Annotated in this window: 16 protein-coding genes and 1 tRNA gene; 4 read left to right on the top strand and 13 right to left on the bottom strand. The window is 63.8% G+C overall.

The features are described from left to right. Positions 1–5: 5 nt before the first annotated feature. The gene (locus AC56LH_RS14695) at positions 6–1,079 is read left to right on the top strand and encodes a sulfate/molybdate ABC transporter ATP-binding protein (protein ID WP_343027897.1); all 1,074 of its coding nucleotides are present in this window, start codon (positions 6–8) and stop codon (positions 1,077–1,079) included. Next, entirely contained in the window at positions 1,076–2,005 is a 930-nt protein-coding gene (locus AC56LH_RS14690; RefSeq protein WP_499569894.1) for a CysB family HTH-type transcriptional regulator, read from the top strand. Before AC56LH_RS14695 ends, AC56LH_RS14690 begins: the two co-directional genes overlap by 4 nt. A gap of 48 nt (positions 2,006–2,053) precedes the next feature. On the opposite strand, the gene AC56LH_RS14685 is transcribed toward AC56LH_RS14690, so the two are convergent. The 4 genes from AC56LH_RS14685 to AC56LH_RS14670 form a co-directional block, all read right to left on the bottom strand. After that, entirely contained in the window at positions 2,054–3,103 is a 1,050-nt protein-coding gene (locus AC56LH_RS14685; RefSeq protein WP_499647196.1) for a quinone-dependent dihydroorotate dehydrogenase, read from the bottom strand. A 114-nt stretch (positions 3,104–3,217) separates the two neighbouring features. Then, on the bottom strand, positions 3,218–3,946 hold the full coding sequence (locus AC56LH_RS14680) for an arginyltransferase (protein ID WP_499647194.1): 729 nt from the start codon (positions 3,944–3,946) through the stop codon (positions 3,218–3,220). 65 nt (positions 3,947–4,011) lie between these two features. Beyond that, the gene (gene aat / locus AC56LH_RS14675; RefSeq protein WP_499647192.1) at positions 4,012–4,734 is read right to left on the bottom strand and encodes a leucyl/phenylalanyl-tRNA--protein transferase; all 723 of its coding nucleotides are present in this window, start codon (positions 4,732–4,734) and stop codon (positions 4,012–4,014) included. A gap of 1 nt (position 4,735) precedes the next feature. Next, positions 4,736–5,317, bottom strand: coding sequence for an NUDIX hydrolase (locus AC56LH_RS14670; protein WP_499647190.1), 582 nt, complete (start codon positions 5,315–5,317; stop codon positions 4,736–4,738). Between the two features lie 183 nt (positions 5,318–5,500). Here AC56LH_RS14670 and AC56LH_RS14665 point away from each other — a divergent pair. Together AC56LH_RS14665 and AC56LH_RS14660 are read left to right on the top strand one after the other, a co-directional pair. Beyond that, a tRNA-Met gene (locus tag AC56LH_RS14665) sits at positions 5,501–5,577 on the top strand. A 184-nt stretch (positions 5,578–5,761) separates the two neighbouring features. Next, the gene (locus tag AC56LH_RS14660) at positions 5,762–6,175 is read left to right on the top strand and encodes a T6SS immunity protein Tdi1 domain-containing protein (protein ID WP_499647188.1); all 414 of its coding nucleotides are present in this window, start codon (positions 5,762–5,764) and stop codon (positions 6,173–6,175) included. Positions 6,176–6,273: 98 nt separating this feature from the next. On the opposite strand, the gene AC56LH_RS14655 is transcribed toward AC56LH_RS14660, so the two are convergent. From AC56LH_RS14655 to lspA, 9 genes are all read right to left on the bottom strand, one after another. Beyond that, the gene (locus AC56LH_RS14655) at positions 6,274–6,429 is read right to left on the bottom strand and encodes a hypothetical protein (RefSeq protein ID WP_499647186.1); all 156 of its coding nucleotides are present in this window, start codon (positions 6,427–6,429) and stop codon (positions 6,274–6,276) included. Between the two features lie 106 nt (positions 6,430–6,535). Continuing rightward, positions 6,536–7,387, bottom strand: coding sequence for a hypothetical protein (locus AC56LH_RS14650; protein ID WP_499647184.1), 852 nt, complete (start codon positions 7,385–7,387; stop codon positions 6,536–6,538). A 292-nt stretch (positions 7,388–7,679) separates the two neighbouring features. Next, positions 7,680–8,597, bottom strand: a complete 918-nt coding sequence (locus AC56LH_RS14645; protein ID WP_499647182.1) for a DNA-3-methyladenine glycosylase family protein — start codon at positions 8,595–8,597, stop codon at positions 7,680–7,682. Next, positions 8,597–9,514, bottom strand: a complete 918-nt coding sequence (locus AC56LH_RS14640; protein ID WP_499647180.1) for a DMT family transporter — start codon at positions 9,512–9,514, stop codon at positions 8,597–8,599. Before AC56LH_RS14640 ends, AC56LH_RS14645 begins: the two co-directional genes overlap by 1 nt. 92 nt (positions 9,515–9,606) lie before the next feature. Then, complete coding sequence (locus tag AC56LH_RS14635; RefSeq protein ID WP_499647177.1) at positions 9,607–10,602, bottom strand: XdhC family protein; 996 nt, start codon at positions 10,600–10,602, stop codon at positions 9,607–9,609. A gap of 83 nt (positions 10,603–10,685) precedes the next feature. Continuing rightward, positions 10,686–11,780: a M48 family metallopeptidase gene (locus tag AC56LH_RS14630; protein WP_499647175.1), complete on the bottom strand. Its 1,095-nt coding sequence runs from the start codon at positions 11,778–11,780 to the stop codon at positions 10,686–10,688. Positions 11,781–11,801: 21 nt separating this feature from the next. Continuing rightward, positions 11,802–12,251: a dUTP diphosphatase gene (gene dut / locus AC56LH_RS14625; RefSeq protein ID WP_499647173.1), complete on the bottom strand. Its 450-nt coding sequence runs from the start codon at positions 12,249–12,251 to the stop codon at positions 11,802–11,804. Positions 12,252–12,289: 38 nt separating this feature from the next. After that, positions 12,290–13,510 carry a bifunctional phosphopantothenoylcysteine decarboxylase/phosphopantothenate--cysteine ligase CoaBC gene (gene coaBC / locus AC56LH_RS14620; RefSeq protein WP_499647171.1) on the bottom strand — a complete coding sequence of 407 codons (1,221 nt, stop codon included), beginning with the start codon at positions 13,508–13,510 and terminating at the stop codon, positions 12,290–12,292. 19 nt (positions 13,511–13,529) lie between these two features. Further along, complete coding sequence (gene lspA, locus AC56LH_RS14615; RefSeq protein ID WP_499647169.1) at positions 13,530–14,072, bottom strand: signal peptidase II; 543 nt, start codon at positions 14,070–14,072, stop codon at positions 13,530–13,532. Between the last annotated feature and the right edge of the window lie 11 nt (positions 14,073–14,083).

The raw sequence follows: 14,083 nt of genomic DNA, 5'->3' as shown, positions 1-14,083 counted from the left end.
CACGCATGACGATTGAAGTCCAACATATCCGTAAAAATTTCGGCCAGTTCAAGGCGCTCGACGACGTCTCGCTGCAGTTCCCGGACGGCGAACTGACCGCCTTGCTCGGCCCGTCGGGCTGCGGCAAGACCACGCTGCTGCGCATCATCGCGGGCCTGGAATACCCGGACTCGGGCACCGTGCTGCTCGACGGCCAGGATTCGTCGCACCGCCATGTGCGCGAGCGCCAGGTCGGCTTCGTGTTCCAGCACTACGCGCTGTTCAAGCACATGACCGTGTTCGAGAACGTCGCGTTCGGCCTGCGCGTGAAACCGCGCAGCGAGCGCCCGAGCGAAGACCAGATCCGCGACAAGGTCAAAAAACTGCTCGAACTGGTGCAGCTCGACTGGATCGCCGACCGCTATCCGCCGCAGCTGTCCGGCGGCCAGCGTCAGCGCATTGCGCTGGCGCGCGCGCTGGCCGTCGAGCCGCGCGTGCTGCTGCTCGACGAGCCGTTCGGCGCGCTCGACGCCAAGGTGCGCAAGGAACTGCGCCGCTGGCTGCGCCGTCTGCACGACGACCTGCACGTGACGTCGATCTTCGTCACGCACGACCAGGAAGAAGCGCTCGAAGTGGCCGACCAGGTGGTACTGATGAACAAGGGCCGCGTCGAGCAACTGGGCAGTCCCGACCAGGTCTACAACCATCCGGCGTCACCGTTCGTGTACGGCTTTTTGGGCAACGTCAACCTGTTCCACGGCCGCATCCACGAAGGTGTGCTGGCCAGCGGCGACGTCAACTTCCAGGCCCCGCAGCACATCGACGTGCGCGATGGCGCCGGCATCGGCTATGTGCGCCCGCACGATCTCGATGTCGAGCGCTACACCCCGGGCGCCGAGGGCGTTGTGGCCAAGCTGCGCCGCGCGCATGCGATCGGGCCACTGGCGCAGCTGGATCTGGAGCGCGCCGACAATGGCCAGATGATCGAGGCGGTGCTGCCGAACGAACGCTTTGCCAGCCTGGGCCTGAAAGAAGGCGACACGCTGGTGGTGCGCCCGCGCCGCATCGAAGTCTTTGTCGACCACGGAAGCGCCGCATGAACTTCCAGCAGCTACGCTCGGTGCGCGAAGCGGCCCGCCGTGATTTCAACCTGACCGACGTTGCCAACGCGCTGTTCACGTCGCAGCCGGGCGTGTCGCGCCAGATCCGCGAACTCGAAGATGAACTGGGCGTCGTGATTTTCGAGCGCAACGGCAAGCGCCTGACGGGCCTCACGCCACCCGGCAAGGGCATTCTGCGCATCGTCGAAAAGCTGCTGGTCGAAGCCGAAAACCTGCAGCAGGCCAGCCGCGAATTCGCCGGTCAGGACAGCGGCACTTTAACGGTTGCCGTGACCCACACGCAGGCCCGTTACGCGCTGCCGCAGGTGGTGCAATCGTTTCGCGCCGCGTTCCCCAATGTGCGCATCGCCTTGCAGCAAAGCGCGCCGGAACACATCGCGGCGTGGGTCGCTTCGGGCAAGGCGGATATCGGCATCGCGACCGAAGGCCTGTCGGCGTTTCCCGATCTGGTGTCGTTCCCGTGCTATCGCTGGAGCCATCTGATCGTGGCGCCGGAAGGCCATCCGATCTTTGCCAGCGGCTCGCCGCTGCGCCTGGAGGATCTGGCCGAGCATCCGCTCATCACGTATGACCAGGGCTTTACGGGCCGCAGCCACATCGATGCGGCGTTCCTCGAAGCCGGGCTGGCGCCGGATATCGTGCTCACGGCGATGGATTCGGACGTGATCAAGCAGTACGTGTCGCTGGGGATGGGTGTGGGAATCGTGGCGTCGATGGCGTTTGATCATGGCCGCGACAAGGGCCTGCGCGCGATCGAGGCGTCACACCTGTTCGCGCAGAACGTGACGCGCCTGGCGGTGCGGCGCGGGTCGTACCTGCGCTCGTACGCGTTTCACTTCATCGAGCGCTTCGCACAAGGCTATACGCGGGCCGATATCGAAAAGGCGATTGCGACCGCGGAATAGGATGGTGCTGCCGGCACGCCACACTGGCGCGCCGGCAGCGTTTGCCAGTTACTTCTTCTTTTTCTCGCGCAGCACGTCGGCGCAATCGCGCACCAGGCCTGGCCCGGCGTAGATCAAACCACTGTACAACTGCACCAGCTTGGCGCCGGCCGCGATCTTCGCGCGCGCATCGGCGCCGCGCATGATGCCACCCACGCCAATGATCGGGATGTCGTCGCGCAGCTCGGTTTTGAGCGCGCGGATCACGATGTTCGATTGCTCGAACACGGGCGCGCCCGACAGGCCGCCCGCTTGCTGCGCATGCTTCATGCCCTCGACATCGCGCCGGTTCAGCGTGGTGTTGGTGGCGATCACGCCGTCGATCTTGTGGCGCAGCAGGGCACTGGCGATATCGCGGATCTGGTCGCCGTCGACATCCGGCGCGATCTTGAGCGTCAGCGGCACGTAGTGGCCATGCTGGTCGGCCAGGCGCATCTGCTCGTGCTTGAGCTGCGACAGCAGGGCGTCGAGTTCGGACGCGCCCTGCAACTGGCGCAGGTTCTGCGTGTTCGGCGACGAAATATTGACCGTCACGTAGCTGGCGTACGGATACACCTTGCGCAGGCATTCGAGGTAGTCGTCAGCGGCACGTTCGATCGGCGTGTCGGCGTTCTTGCCGATGTTCAGGCCCAGCACACCCTGCTTTTCCTGGAAGAAGCGCGAGGCCTGCACATTGGCCACGAACGCGTCGACACCGCCATTGTTAAAGCCCATGCGATTGATGATGCCGCGTGCACGCGGCAGGCGGAACATGCGCGGTTTCGGGTTGCCGGCCTGGCCACGCGGCGTGACGGTGCCGATTTCAATGGAACCGAAGCCCAGTGCAGCCAGGCCGTCGATATACGCGCCATCCTTGTCCAGCCCGGCGGCCAGGCCGACGGGATTGGGAAACGTGATACCCATGACGGTGCGCGGATCGGGCCGTGGTTTCCGGATGGCGCCCGTCAGGCCGAGCGACGCTGCGCGACGCAGCATGGGCAGGGTCAGGTTGTGCGCCGCTTCGGGATCGAGCGAGAACAGTGCGGGTCGAACGAGGGTATACAGGATTTTATCTGGCATGGGGTACTCGGTTGACGTATCCCCGTCATTCTAACGTGCGGCGGGCGCCAGTACGTAACGAAGTGCTAATGCAATTGTTAGCGGTTGTGTCCGTTGACCCGGCACGCAACAGGTTCAGGCGTCCAGAATGCCCCACTGCCCGTCGATACGCGCTTCAAGTGGCCTGAAGTTGATCTTGTAGGCCATCTTGGGGCTTTGCGCGATCCAGTAACCCAGGTACACGTGCGACAGGCCGAGCTCGTGCGCCTGATTCACCTGCCACAGGATGTTGTAGGTGCCATACGACGCATTCTCGACATCCGGGTCAAAGAAGGTGTAGACCGACGACAGGCCATCGGACAGCACATCGATGATCGACACCATGCGCAAGGTGCCATCGGGCTCGCGGAACTCCACCAGGCGCGTGTTGACGCGGCTTTGCAGCAGGAACTGTGCGTACTGGTCGCGGCTGTCCTGGTCCATGCCGCCGCCGACATGGCGCGTGGTCTGGTAGCGCAGATACAGCGCGTAATGCTCGTCCGAGAAGGCCAGGTTGGCCACCATCGCGACCAGGTTGCCATGACGCTTCCACACGCGGCGCTGGGTGCGGTTGGGCGTGAAGTCGGCGCACCTGACGCGCACCGGGATGCAGGCCTGGCAGCCATCGCAATACGGGCGATAGGTGAAGATGCCGCTGCGCCGGAAGCCATTCTTGACCAGCTCGGAATACACATCGGCATTGATCAGGTGCGAGGGGGTGGCGACCTGCGAGCGCGCCTGGCGTGCGTCGAGATAGCTGCAGGGGTAGGGCGCCGTGGTGTAGAACTGCAGCGTGGCGAAGGGCAGGTCGTGTAGGTGCGTCATGCAAGGAGCTCTCGGAACGACGTGGGGTTGCTGCCTATTCTAGCGAAAACCGCGCCGCGATTCCGTTAGTCAGGCAACGGTGACGCCACCGTCCATGACGCAATGCCCGGCCTGGCGGTCGCGCGGTGAACGTGTTCAAGAAAGCGGCTGCGCGGGATCGGCATTGCACCGAGCGACGCCAGGTGGCCGGTCTCCTGCTGGCAATCGACCATCTCGACGCCGTGATGGCGCAGGAACGCCACCAAGTAGGCGAGCGCGACCTTGGACGCATCGGACACGCGCGCGAACATCGACTCGCCATAGAACATGCGGCCGATGCAGACGCCATACGCGCCGCCCACCAGTTCGCCATCGAGCCAGACTTCGGCCGAGTGCGCATAACCCAGCGCGTGCAGGCCCGTGTAGCCGGCGATGATGTCGTCCGAAATCCAGGTGCCGGGTCCGTCGCGGCGCGGCGCCGCGCAGGCGTGCATCACGTCGTCGAACGCGCTGTCGAAGCGTACGTCCCAGCGCCCGCCGTCGAGGCGGCTGCGCTCGATCTTGCGCAGCGTTTTCGCCAGGCTGTTACTGACCTTGAACTGCCCGGTGTACAGCACCATGCGCGGGTCGGTACTCCACCACAGGATTGGCTGGCCTTCGGAAAACCACGGGAAGATGCCGTTGCGGTAGGCCTGCAGCAGGCGCGCCGGCGACAGGTCGGCGCCGGCCGCCAGCAGGCCCGGCGCTTCAACCGTCAATGCCTTCGACACGTCAGGGAACGGCGTGTCGGTTTCGAGCCAGGGAATCATGTCAGTCCGGTCCGCGTGGGGCCATCATGGGGCGGTTGACGGCCACGCTGTGAAAGCCGAAGTCGCCACCCTCGCGCACTTTGATCCGGTCGGCAAAGAACAGTTCCAGCGTCGTGCGGATCGTGGGGAATGCCAGGTCGTCCCAGGGGATGGTCGCTTCGGTGAACAATTGCACGTCGAGGCTTTCGATGCCTGCCGCATAGTCGAGGTCGCGCAGGCGTGCCAGGTAGAACAGGTGGACCTGGTGCACGTGCGCGACGTTGAGCAGCGAAAACAACGGGCCAAGCTCGATGTTGGCGCCGGCTTCTTCTTCGGTTTCACGCTGCGCCGCCTGTTCGGTGGTTTCTTCGTTTTCCATGAACCCGGCCGGCAGCGTCCAGTAGCCGTAGCGCGGCTCGATCGCGCGCTTGCACAGCAGGATCTGAAGTTCGCCGTCGTGTTCCCACATGGGAATCGAACCGACGACCAGCTTCGGGTTCTGGTAATGGATCGTGGCGCAGTGCGTGCACACGTAGCGCGGCCGGTTGTCGCCTTCGGGAATGGCCAGCACGACAGTGTGGGCGCACTCGGAGCAGAATTTCATGGTGGATAGGGCAGGTTGGTCGTGGCAATACTGTACACCGAATGCGGCGTCGGCAGGGGCGAGGGGGCATGTTTGCGGCTGGCGCTGGCGTCCCCGGCCGAGGTATAAGTTTCTCCAATCGACCATGCATTAAGGATTAGGTTTGCTTAATGACCAGCCAACGCGTATAATTCATTTCACAGACGCGGGGTGGAGCAGTCTGGCAGCTCGTCGGGCTCATAACCCGAAGGTCACAGGTTCAAATCCTGTCCCCGCAACCAAGATTAGAGGCCGTTGATTCGAAAGAATCAGCGGCTTTTCGTTTTTCTTGCTCTGTTTCTTGCGCTGCTTTCTTGCTTTGATGTAACGGCCTCGATGCAGGTCAACGTCACGCGCCGCCGTCGCAATGCACGACTGCTTGCCCGGTCCAATTCGTAACGGACGACAAGTCGGGGGAGTAAAGCCATGATCGATGTAGACGACATCAACCAATCCTGGGGCTGGGTCGGCATGAGCGCAGTGGAAGTGCTCGGCGCCAATGCCTTCGGCAATCTCATCATCCGCGACGAAGACGACCAGTTCTGGTGTCTGCGCCCGCACGAACTGTGCTGCGAGCCGCTGGCCAGCAACCGCGCTGCGCTCGATGCGCTGTCGTACAACCAGGATTTCCTCAACGACTGGTACATGCCCGAGGCCGTGTGCCTGGCTGAAGCCGCGCTAGGGCCGCTCACCGACGGGCGCACTTACTGCCTGAAGATTCCCAGCGCACTCGGCGGAAAATATGGGTGCGATAACCTGGCGATCGCGCCGCTGGCGGCGCTGATCCGGTTTTCGGGAGAGGGCGCGCAGCAGTTTGATGGTTTGCCGCGCTGGAACTAGCTCTGCCAAACCATATCTTTAAACCTGCCTTCGGCCAGGCAAGTGCGCAAACAACTGAAAAAACGGCCGCAGTGCAGAAGCGGCCGCCCGAACCTGGGTTAATCGTCGTTTACGTCTGAATCGGTATCCTGATCGCCCTGATAGCGTTCATTGTTCGGATTGAGTTGCTCCGAGCGATTGTCCTGGCTTGCGTCGTAGGCATCATTGTTTGGGTTCAGATTATCACTGCGGTCGTCGTTTGGTGTTCGTCCCATGATCTTCTCCTGAATTCGCCAGAAAATACCGGCATGCTTCATTTTGCGCGACAGCGGTTTTGCATGTCGCACCTGTCAACACCGGTCTCAATCTACGCTGCGTGATTCACTGAAGAAAAAGTTCATTGCCCATCGAACGCACCAATCTGATACCGTAATTGCGTGCCATTTCTTCCATTATGTAGAAAATTCGAAAATGGTTAAATATGCGGTTGTGATTGATAACCAGACTCTTGTGCGCAATAAGCTTGTCAAGCGCCGCCGGCGTTGGTGAAATCCGTTGAGACAGCGAAAGTGAACCATATCGCTGCACATACGGTGGAATGAGCTTTTCTGGCAACTCCTTGTTCGACGACTGCATCAGTCCGGCAGCAAACAGCTCGCAATCGGACCAGCTTTGACGGTGCACTTCAAAACTTCCGTCCAAGTGAGTCAGGCGCGGATGCTCAATATGGACGAACCAGCTTGCCGGAATCGAGCGCGTGATGACGCCAGAGCGCCAACGGTTCCACACCAGCTCAGCCTGATTTTCGAGAAGTGCCAAGGGAACACGTTGTTCGACGGGATAGCTGCCGTCAAACACGTAATCCTCATCGGCCAGCAGTTCGCAGTCTTCCTGAAGTTCGATTGTGATTACCAGCGGAAATGCCATTGGTGCAGCAGGCAGCACCAGCTTGCGGATGTCTGCCGGAGCGACCACAGAACAGATTGCCGCCTTGATCATTTCGGGGTCATGCATATAACCAGCGATTTCGGCCGCGAAGTTCGCATACGCGCCAAAATAGGCGGTTAATTCTCCCACATAGACACCTTGAGTCTCCGGTGCAAGTTCGATCATTGACCGGTCATCATTGCGCTGCGCATTCGGGATTAACCCGGTTTCAAGAATGTTCCGGATTCGCGCGAGCGAAGTACCATGCTTGATCAGAGTGCCTTTTTTCAAAACGAACTTCGCCATATTAATACCCGTTACCCCATCGAATTAAAGAATGACGGGAATATGTACCCCGTCAGCTTGGCTGGTTGAATTGCGCCAGCACGTGGGACACATTATGTCGATTAAATTCAATAGGGAAACTTATGTTGCATTGGAAGCGTGGCATGCGCTGATTGGTAGCATCTGGTGGACTGCCTGGTGGAGACTGATAAACGTGCGCGCGACGAGTTCGTGAGGCCGCATAGCCCTGGTCAAGTCATAGGATTTTTATTCTCAAGACCTGCTGACGATGTTGTCAGGGGTTTGAAGCAGTTCAGTCCGCCGCCGGCGTATCGGCCAGGCTCGCCCACAGGTAGGCTGCCGCCATCGTCCGGTGCGGCGCGTAGCGTGCCAGCATGCGCTCGGCTTCCGCTACGGTTGGCCGGGCTGCGCTGCCGGAGAGCTTGTGCAGCGCGGCGCGCACGGCGACGTCGCCTTGCAGCGAGCAATCGGGATAGCCATAGCCGCGCAGCAGCACGTAATTGACGGTCCAGGGGCCGATGCCCTTGATGGCCAGCAGTTTTTCGCTGACCTCGGCGCTTGCCGAGCCAGAAATATCCTCCACGCCAGCGTGCCGCTCGAGCACCAGGCTGCCATCGACCACCATCCGCGCCACACGCAGGATCGTCTCGGCCTTGGCGTTCGAGAATTTGCGCCCCGTGAGTTCGCTGATGTCGAGCCGTGCCACATCTAGCGCCTCCGGATAGCACCACACACCAGACGAATGCGCGGGGCCCGCCAGTTGAATCAGCGTGCGGCGCAGCGCGATGGCAAACGTCAGGTTGATCTGCTGGCCGATGATGGCCCAGGTCAGCGCCTCGAAGATCGTGGCCGACTGCACGATGCGCAGGCCCGGCTGGCGCGCCACCACGGGCCCCAGCCACGGATCGTTCTGGACTGTCGCGGCAAATGCGCTTGGGTCGATCCGCAGGCCCAGCACGTTCAGCAGCGCCTCGTGCGCCTGCGCCGCCAGGGCCGGCGTGACCGGCCCGTCGAAGGTCACGCGGCAGTGCGCGGCGCCGTCCTCGAACCGGATGTCCAGCAGCGTCGGCACGCCACCGAGCAGCACGCCCTTGCGCAGGCCATCGGCATCGACCTGCTCGGCCACGCGTTCGGGATCGCGGCCGTGGAACGCCAGCACGTCGGCAACGCGGTAGCCGGGCGGCAGAGCAATCGCATGGGATGCAGTCATCAAATTCCCGTTGGCGCCGGCACGCGCCGCCAGGCCGGCTTGAATCCGGTGACCAGCGCCGTGCCGAGCAGGACGATCGCCGAACCGGCGATCGTGTGCCAGCCGATCACCTCATGCAGGAACAGCGCGCCCCACAGGATACCGAACACGGGGCTGAGGAAGGTGACTGTCAGCGCCGACGTGGCGCCCACATCCTCGATCAGCTTGAAATAGACGATGTAGGCGATGCCGCTGCAGACCACGCCCAGCGTCACCACGGCCGCCATGATGCCAGCGGTCGGCTCGCCCGGCGCCGGGAAGAACGCAACGAGCGGCAGCACCAGCAGCGCCGAGGCCCACATCGAGCCGTGCGCATTGGCGAACGGCGCCACGCCACCTTTGCTGGCAGCGGCCGACTTGGTGTACTGGCTGGCGACGCTGTAGCTGAAGGCGGCGATCAGCGCCGCGGCCACGGCCAGGCCTGCGCCGGGCCGTTCTGCCACATGATCGAAGCCGACCAGCAGCGCAACGCCGGCGGTGCCAAGCAGCAGGCCGAGGGCACTGCGCCGCGTGACCTGCTGGCGCGCCCACACGGCGCCGACCAGCGCGCCCCACATCGGCGCGGTGGCGTTGAGCACCGCCAGCACCGACGCCGACAGCGTGCGCGCGGCAAACGCGAACAGCAAAAAAGGCAGGGCAGAGTTGAACAGGCCCAGGATCAGGTAATGCTGCCAGTGGCGGCGCACGTTCAGCGGCGCGCCACGCCCGCGCAGATGCAGCACCCAGCTCACCAGCGCAAGAAACACGGCCGCCAGCGCGAGCCGGTATTCGATCAGCACGGCCGGACCCAGCACCGGCGCGGCGATGCGCATGAAAAGGAAGGAGCCGCCCCAGATGGCGGCCAGCGCAACGAGGCGCAGCATGTTCGCGGTATTCATGAGGTCGAAAAAAATGGCCAGTTGTCAGGCTGACCATTGTGGCAGGGCTGGCAGCAATGTACCAGCCGCTTCTTGCGATCGATACCCGTTCGTCAGGCGGCGCTGGCGAGCGTCAGTGCGGCCGCATGCGGCATGAGTAGCGTTTGCGGCACCGCGTTCTTCACGGCCGTCATTTCGGCCATGATCGACACCGCGATTTCAGCGGGCGTCTTGCTGCCGATGTACAGCCCGATCGGCCCGTGCAGGCGCGCCAGTTCGACGTCCGTCAGATCGAACAGCTTGAGGCGCTCGCGCCGCTTGGCGTTGTTGGCGCGCGAGCCGATCGCGCCGACGTAGAAGGCCTCGGACTTGAGCGCTTCCATCAGCGCCAGGTCGTCCAGCTTGGGGTCGTGCGTGAGCGCCACGACGGCGCTGCGCGCATCGAGCCTGGCGTCGATCACCAGATCGTCGGGCATCGCATGCACCAGCGTCACGCCGGGAATGTGAAAACCGCTGCGGTATTCCTCGCGCGGGTCGCACACGGTGACGCGGTAGTCCATGCCGGCAGCGATCTGCGCCAGGAAGCGCGACAGCGGGCCGGCGCCGATGATGTACAGGCGCCAGCGCGGGCCGTGCAGTGTGTGCAGCACGCCATCCTCGACACGCTGGATGGCGGTGGCCTGCGCCGTGGACAGCGTGACGGCGCCGGTATCCAGTTCCACGCTGCGCTCGACCAGTTCACCCTCGCCAAGACGCGCGAGCAGCTCCTTGATGCCGCTGTCGACCGACAGCGGCTCGATGGCCAGCTCGATGGTGCCGCCGCAGGGCAGGCCGAAGCGGTGCGCTTCGTCGGCGCTGATGCCGTAGCTGATGATTTCGGGGAGGGTGATTTCGATGCCGTTGTCGCGCACGCGGGCGATCAGGTCATCCTCGATGCAGCCGCCCGAGACCGAGCCGACCACCTGGCCGTCTTCGCAGATGGCCAGCGTGGCGCCCACCGGGCGTGGGCTGGAACCCCAGGTCTTGATGACCGTGACCAGCTGGCAGCGCTGGCCGCCGTCAAGCCAGGCGGCGCAGGTTTTCAGTACGTCGAGGTCGATGCTGTCCATGGTGTTCGTGTCGCCGGGGCGGGTGAATAAGATGGACAATCATACAAAAAAAGCGCCGCACGTGTCGGCGCGCAGGCCAGCGCTCAAGGCATCAGCGGTTTCTTCCCGCTTTGCTTGGCCTTGACTTCCACCACAGTCTTGTCGATTGCCGCTATGCGCATCGGCGTGGCCGGATGATTCGCCGTGTAGCCGTTGAGGAGCTTGGCGGGGTAGGTCGCCGCCAGGCGCTTCCAGAATGCGGACGCACCTTCGTAGCGGTAGCCGGCGCGCGCCAGCAGGTAGACCGCCAGACGGTCGGCGGCAACGTCATCGGCCGCCGGCATCGCCTTGATGCCGCCGCTGCCGATCAGCATCGAGGTGTCGGGCATGATCGCGGTGAGGTTGTCGATGATGCTGCCGATGGTGGCCGCGTTGCGCTGCGTGGCCGCGTGGCCCAGCATATTGTGCGCCATCGTGCGCGCCACCACGTACGCCAGTTCGTCATCGTTCTGCGCGAAGCCCAGCATGCCACGCGTGACCATCACGCGGCTGCCGTCGGCATACGCGTTGATGTTGTCGGCGTTGCCCAGTTCGATGGCGAAGGCGCAGGCGCGCGTGACGGGAATGGTCAGGTCGCGCGGCTTGCCTCCACGCTCGATCGACAGCGGCAGGCTGGCCTGCTTGGCCATGATCGGGCCGAACACGGCGCCGGCCTTGCTCAGTGCATTCGGGCCCACCGGGAGCGGCGTGCCGGCGGCGGCCAGCAGGCGGTCACCCTGGCGCAAACCGGCCTTGGCTGCGCCGCTGCCATTGAGCACATTCGTGACCTGCAGGTGTTCGTCCATGCCCAGCACCACCCACGCCGCCTCGTTGTACTGGCCCGGATAGGTGTAACGGTTTTTCGCCGTGAAGCCCAGCAGGTTGCGCGCGTGCTTGGTGCACAGCGCCGCGTTGTCGATCAGGAGGGGCGCGGCGACGCGGTACAGGCGGTCGTGCTGCGTGGCCATGCGCTGGAGCACCTCAGCGGCGGCGGCCATCTGCGGCGTGACCTCGGGCTTGCCCGGCGCCTGTTCGACCGGCACGGCGCCCGGTTCGGTCGACGATTGCATTGGTCCCGGCGTGCTGCAGGCAGCGAGCAGCGCTGCCGTGGCGACGATCAACGCCGGGGAAGTGAATCGGTGCAGGCGCTGGATGCGCATCGGGGTGCTCCTCATGGTTTGTTATTGTTTGCCGGTGCTGCCGAAGCCACCGACGCCACGGTCGCTCGACGCGAAGTCCGTCACCACGTTGAAAGCCACTTGCAGTACCGGCACGATGATCAGCTGCGCGAGCCGTTCCATTGGCTGCAGCACGAAGGCAGTGCTGCTCCGATTCCAGGTCGAGACCATCAGCTGGCCCTGGTAATCCGAGTCGATCAAGCCTACCAGATTGCCCAGCACGATGCCGCTCTTGTGGCCAAGGCCACTGCGCGGCAGGATCATCGCGGCGTAGCCCGGATCGCCGATATGGATCGCGAGACCGGTGGGCACCAGCACGGTTTCACCCGGCGCGATGGTCAATGGCGCATCGAGGCAGGCGCGCAGGTCCAGGCCCGCGCTGCCCGGCGTGGCGTAGGCCGGCAGCAGGTCCTGCAGGCGCGGGTCGAGGATTTTGAGGTCGATATGTTTCATGACAAATTCTTGGGTAATCAGGTAATCAAATGAGCAGATCAGGTGAGCAGGGAGCGTTGTTCGAGGCGTTTGCCGATCTCGGACACCAGCTGGCGCGCCAGCGTGAGCTTGTCGGCGCGCTCGAGCAGCACGTGGCCGTGTTCATCGAACAGGATGATCGTATTGTCGTCCTGCCCGAACGTCTGCGGCCCGATATTGCCGACCAGGAGGGGGATGCCCTTCTTTTCGCGCTTGGCTGCGCCGTAGGCTTCGAGCTGCTCGGATTCGGCGGCAAAGCCCACGCAATACGGCCAGCCCGAGAGCGACACGGTTGCCGCGACCGACGCCAGGATGTCCGCGTTCTGCGCGAACTCCAGCGCCGGCGGGGCGCCATCAGGCGTCTTCTTGAGTTTCTGGTCGCTGGCATTCATCACGCGCCAGTCGGCCACCGCAGCCACGCCGATGAACACGTGCTGGCCCGTGACGCCGGCCATCACGGCGTCGTGCATCTGCTGCGCGGTGAGCACGTCGATGCGGCGCACGCCATGCGGCGTGGGCAGCGACACCGGGCCCGAGACCAGCGTGACGTCGGCGCCGGCTTCCCGCGCGGCGCGCGCGATGGCGTAACCCATCTTGCCGGACGACAGATTGGTGATGCCGCGCACCGGATCGATCGGTTCGAACGTCGGCCCGGCCGTGATCATCACGCGCCGGCCCGCCAGCACCTTCTGCTGGAACGAGGCGATCAGCTCGTCGACCAGTTCGTCTGCTTCGAGCATGCGTCCCATGCCCGTTTCGCCACAGGCTTGCGCGCCACGGCCAGGGCCGAACAGGCAGATGCCGTCAGCGCGCAGCTGCGTCACATTGCGCTGCGTGGCCGGGTTGTCCCACATCTCGACGTTCATCGCCGGCGCCACGTGCAGCGGCACGTGACGCGGGCGCGCGACGCACAGCAGCGAGAGCAGGTCGTCGGCCGCGCCGTGCACCAGTTTGCGGATGAAATCGGCGGAGCAGGGCGCGATCAGGATCGCATCGGCACCCCGGGTCAGGTCGATGTGGGCCATGTTGTTGGCCATGCGCGCATCCCACTGGTCCAGGTAGACCGGGTTGCCCGACACGGCCTGCATGGTGACCGCGCCGATGAAATGCGTTGCCGCCTCGGTCATCACGACCTGCACGCTGGCGCCGTGCTTGACCAGGGCGCGACACAGCTCGGCCGCCTTGTAGCAGGCGACACCACCAGTCAGGCCCAGGACGATGCGCTTGCCTTTCAGCTCCATGCTCATTTCCCCTGGCCCGTCACGACTTGCTGACGCGCCGGAATTCATCCAGCACGAACAGCACGGCGCCGACCGAGATGCCGATGTCGGCGATATTGAAGGCCGGGAAGTGGCCGATGCCGGTCCAGTAGAAATCGAGGAAGTCGATCACGTGACCGTGCACGACGCGGTCGATGCCGTTACCGACTGCGCCGGCCATGATCAGCGCGAGCGCGAAGCAGAACAGGCGCTGCGTCGCGTTCTTGCTCATCATGTACAGGCAGAACACCACGGCGCCAATGGCGATACCCAGGAACAGCCAGCGCTGCCAGCCGCTCGCGTCGCCCAGGAAGCTGAACGCCGCACCCGGGTTGTACACCTTGATCAGGTTGAAGAAGCCCGTGATCGGCACCGTCTCGGCGTACGCAAAGGTGCGTTCGACGGTGAGCTTGGTCACCTGGTCGAGCAAAACGATGATCAGGGACAGCCCGATCCAGGGGAACATGCTGGCGCCGACGCTCTTGTTGGTGCTGCGCTTGACTAAGGTGGCGCCCGACGGCGCTGGTTTCTTTTTGGTTGCCATGGTGTCTGGTC

The organism is Telluria sp. LT1R51-2 (assembly GCF_059685775.1).
This window is presented reverse-complemented; position numbering and strand designations above follow the sequence as displayed.

What these genes read in the sequence shown, in the direction of transcription:
- dut (WP_499647173.1), bottom strand. Translation starts at nt 12,251, where the DNA reads ATGAAACATATCGACCTCAAAATCCTCGACCCGCGCCTGCAGGACCTG.
- AC56LH_RS14695 (WP_343027897.1), top strand. Translation starts at nt 6, where the DNA reads ATGACGATTGAAGTCCAACATATCCGTAAAAATTTCGGCCAGTTCAAG.
- coaBC (WP_499647171.1), bottom strand. Translation starts at nt 13,510, where the DNA reads ATGGAGCTGAAAGGCAAGCGCATCGTCCTGGGCCTGACTGGTGGTGTC.
- AC56LH_RS14660 (WP_499647188.1), top strand. Translation starts at nt 5,762, where the DNA reads ATGATCGATGTAGACGACATCAACCAATCCTGGGGCTGGGTCGGCATG.
- AC56LH_RS14640 (WP_499647180.1), bottom strand. Translation starts at nt 9,514, where the DNA reads ATGAATACCGCGAACATGCTGCGCCTCGTTGCGCTGGCCGCCATCTGG.
- AC56LH_RS14630 (WP_499647175.1), bottom strand. Translation starts at nt 11,780, where the DNA reads ATGCGCATCCAGCGCCTGCACCGATTCACTTCCCCGGCGTTGATCGTC.
- lspA (WP_499647169.1), bottom strand. Translation starts at nt 14,072, where the DNA reads ATGGCAACCAAAAAGAAACCAGCGCCGTCGGGCGCCACCTTAGTCAAG.
- AC56LH_RS14680 (WP_499647194.1), bottom strand. Translation starts at nt 3,946, where the DNA reads ATGACGCACCTACACGACCTGCCCTTCGCCACGCTGCAGTTCTACACC.
- aat (WP_499647192.1), bottom strand. Translation starts at nt 4,734, where the DNA reads ATGATTCCCTGGCTCGAAACCGACACGCCGTTCCCTGACGTGTCGAAG.
- AC56LH_RS14645 (WP_499647182.1), bottom strand. Translation starts at nt 8,597, where the DNA reads ATGACTGCATCCCATGCGATTGCTCTGCCGCCCGGCTACCGCGTTGCC.
- AC56LH_RS14690 (WP_499569894.1), top strand. Translation starts at nt 1,076, where the DNA reads ATGAACTTCCAGCAGCTACGCTCGGTGCGCGAAGCGGCCCGCCGTGAT.
- AC56LH_RS14655 (WP_499647186.1), bottom strand. Translation starts at nt 6,429, where the DNA reads ATGGGACGAACACCAAACGACGACCGCAGTGATAATCTGAACCCAAAC.
- AC56LH_RS14635 (WP_499647177.1), bottom strand. Translation starts at nt 10,602, where the DNA reads ATGGACAGCATCGACCTCGACGTACTGAAAACCTGCGCCGCCTGGCTT.
- AC56LH_RS14650 (WP_499647184.1), bottom strand. Translation starts at nt 7,387, where the DNA reads ATGGCGAAGTTCGTTTTGAAAAAAGGCACTCTGATCAAGCATGGTACT.
- AC56LH_RS14685 (WP_499647196.1), bottom strand. Translation starts at nt 3,103, where the DNA reads ATGCCAGATAAAATCCTGTATACCCTCGTTCGACCCGCACTGTTCTCG.
- AC56LH_RS14670 (WP_499647190.1), bottom strand. Translation starts at nt 5,317, where the DNA reads ATGAAATTCTGCTCCGAGTGCGCCCACACTGTCGTGCTGGCCATTCCC.